Below are 3,024 nucleotides of genomic sequence, written 5' to 3'. Positions count from 1 at the left end.
GGTGTAATCCCCCGGCTGGGGGCGGAGGGCCTCCGCCGGGCCCAACAGCGCCCAGGCCCCGGAGGCCCTCCGCCCCCAGCCGGGGGATTACACCATCATCAAGCCCCGGTGGAGCGCCTTTTTCCAGACGGAGCTGGACCTGATCCTCCGCCGCCTGGACGTGCGGACGGTGATTCTGGCGGGGACCACCACCCCCAACTGCGTCCGCACCACCTGCTACGACGCCATTGCCCTGGAGTACAACACCGTGGTGCTGACGGACTGCTGTTCCTCCCAGACGGAGGAGATCCAGCGGGTGAACCTGGAGGACATGGAGCGGGCCGGGGCGCTGCTGATGGACAGCGCCGCCTTCGCCGCCTACGGGCCCGAAACGGTCCCGGACCTCTCCGCCGCCATCCGGGAGGAAATGCTGGCCTCGGATGCCTTCCCGGAGCCCTTCGCCGCCCAGGGGGACGCCGTGGGCTGGACGGACCTCTGGTGAGGCCCGCGTGCAGATTGTGAACGTTTGCGTAAATTCCGTCAAGCCTTCCGTCAAAGCGTAAAAAAAGCCGGAGAGCCTTTGGCGAATTTGGAAAATTTTCTAAAACGCGGAGAAAAACCGTTGATTTTTCAGCGGGAAAATGCTAATTTCTTTATAGCGAAAACGATTGCGGCAGCGCTTCGCTTCCGCCGGTTTTCCCCTCTGCCCCGGAGGGCCCCTGCCGGGCCCCAGGACGACAATTTTTCAAGGAGGTCGTTTCCCATGTTTGATTCCAAAAACGTTTCCCTGGGCATTGCGCCCATTGGCTGGTGCAACGATGATATGCCCGAGCTGGGCGGCGAGAACACCTTCCAGCAGATCGTCAGCGAGATGGCCCTGGCGGGCTTTACCGGCTGTGAGATCGGCAACAAGTACCCCACGGACCCCGCCGAGCTGAAAAAGGCCCTGGACCTCAGGGGCATGCGGATTGCCAGCCGCTGGTATTCCTCGTTTCTCCTGACCCGCCCCTTTGAGGAGGAGGAGAAGGACTTTAAGGCGAACCTGGACTTCCNGGCCGCCGTGGGGGCGAACCGNATCAACGTCAGCGAGCAGAGCTATTCCATCCAGGGCCAGATGGACACCCCGGTCNTCACCGGCGGGCACNAGCATGTGATGAACGACGGGGAGTGGGCCCTTTTCTGCGACGGGCTGAACAAGCTGGGCAAGATCGCCGCCGACCGGGGCTTCAAGCTCTGCTTCCACCNCCACATGGGCACCGTGGTCCAGACCAGCGAGGAGACGGACCGGATGATGGCCAATACCGACCCCCGGTATGTGTTTTTGTGCTATGACACCGGCCACTTCACCTTCGCCGGGGAGGACCCCCTGACCATGCTGAAGAAGTATGTGAACCGGGTGGGCCATGTGCATCTGAAGGACATGCGCCTGCCGGTTGTGGAAGAGNCCCGGAAGAACAACTGGAGCTTCCTCCAGTCCGTGCGCAGCGGCGCGTTCACCGTGCCCGGCGACGGCGACGTGGACTTTGACCCGGTGTTTAAGGTTCTGGCGGACGCCGGGTATCGGGGCTGGCTGCTGGTGGAGGCCGAGCAGGACCCCGCCAAGGCGAATCCGCTGGAGTACGCCATGAAGGGGCGGAAGTACATTCGGGAGCATACGGGGCTCTAAGGCTCAAAGAGGGGACTTCGTCCCCCCCCCCTTTGGATTCCCCCCTCCAGTGACACCGGTCACTGGAGCCGCCGCCCCAGGCGGCTGGAGTCAAGGAATTTTTGTGACGCGCGTGTCGTCGCAAAAATGATTTGAATTACAATTTGGGAGATGATTCCAATGACCTATTTTAACAAAAACGCCGAACTCAAGCAGGGGTACAACCCCTACATCGATATGTCCGCGGACGACATGGGCACCCAGATGGACGTGGGCCTCCTGGTCATGGAGCCCGGCGACACCTTCACCTTCGAGGAGGCAGAAAAGGAAATCGCCATCCTCCTCTTCGCCGGTACGGTGACCTACCAGTGGGCCGGGAAGACCGTGGAGGCCGAGCGTCCCGACTGCTTCCACCATGAGGCCTACTGTCTCNTGGCGGGCCGGGGGGAGAAGATCGTCCTCACCGCCAAGGCCCACAGCGAGCTGTACATCCAAAAGACCCTCAACGAAAAGCCCTTTGAGGCGGTCATGTACACCCCCGACACCGTCCAGACCCAGCACGCCGGGTGCAATGGCGAGCTTTTGGGCTGCATGGAGCGGGAGATCAAAACCTTCTTCGACCACGACAACGCGCCCTTTTCCAACATGGTCCTGGGCGAGGTGCTGAACCACCCCGGCAAGTGGTCCTCCTATCCCCCCCATCACCATCCTCAGCCGGAGGTCTATTTCTACCGCTTTGACTATCCCCACGGCTTCGGCGCGGGCTTTGCCAACGGGGAGATTTATCAAACCGGCCACAACGGCCTTGCCGTCATCACCANCGGCTNCCANTCCCAGACCGCCGCGCCGGGCTACGCCATGTGCTACGCCTGGGGCATCCGGCACCTGGAGGGGGACCCCTGGCTGAAGACCCGCATCGACGACGAGGAGCACGCCTGGCTCTGGAAGCCCGACGCCAACGACCACATCTATCAGGGATAAACTTTAAAGGAGGTTTTTCCAATGGAAACGNTTCGCTTAACGACGGCCCAGGCCATTGTCAAATTCCTGGATAACCAGTACGTCTCCATGGACGGCGTGGAGACCAAATTCGTGGAGGGCTTTTTCACCATCTTCGGCCACGGCATCGCCGTGGGCCTGGGCGAGGCCCTGGACACGAACCCCGGCGGCCNCAAGGTCATGCAGGGCCGGAACGAGCAGGGCATGTGCCATGTGGCCATCGCCTTCGCCAAGCAGAACTGCCGCAAGCGGATCATCGCCTGCGCTTCCTCCGTGGGCCCCGGCGCGGCCAATATGGTGACGGCGTGCGCAACGGCCACGGTCAACAACATCCCCCTGCTGGTCTTCCCGGCGGACACCTTCGCCTCCCGCCAGCCGGACCCGGTGCTCCAGCAGCTGGA

Annotated in this window: 3 protein-coding genes and 1 pseudogene; all 4 read left to right on the top strand. The window is 62.3% G+C overall.

Going from position 1 to position 3,024, the window contains the following annotated elements:
* Nucleotides 1–34: 34 nt before the first annotated feature.
* Nucleotides 35–481: pseudogene (locus JX325_RS14415) on the top strand (cysteine hydrolase family protein); the annotation flags it as partial.
* Nucleotides 482–742: 261 nt separating this feature from the next.
* Nucleotides 743–1,645, top strand: a complete 903-nt coding sequence (gene iolE / locus JX325_RS14410; protein ID WP_204791778.1) for a myo-inosose-2 dehydratase — start codon at nucleotides 743–745, stop codon at nucleotides 1,643–1,645.
* A 159-nt stretch (nucleotides 1,646–1,804) separates the two neighbouring features.
* Nucleotides 1,805–2,605, top strand: a complete 801-nt coding sequence (locus tag JX325_RS14405) for a 5-deoxy-glucuronate isomerase (RefSeq protein WP_204791777.1) — start codon at nucleotides 1,805–1,807, stop codon at nucleotides 2,603–2,605.
* Nucleotides 2,606–2,626: 21 nt separating this feature from the next.
* Nucleotides 2,627–3,024, top strand: a 398-nt coding sequence (locus JX325_RS14400) for a thiamine pyrophosphate-binding protein (protein ID WP_243414108.1), incomplete at its 3' end; no start/stop codon positions are given.

The organism is Oscillibacter sp. CU971 (assembly GCF_905219725.1).
In the GTDB taxonomy this organism is placed as follows: Bacteria; Bacillota; Clostridia; order Oscillospirales; family Oscillospiraceae; genus Oscillibacter.
The sequence above is the reverse complement of the archived record's forward strand: the minus strand, read 5'-3'. Positions and strand labels throughout refer to the sequence as shown.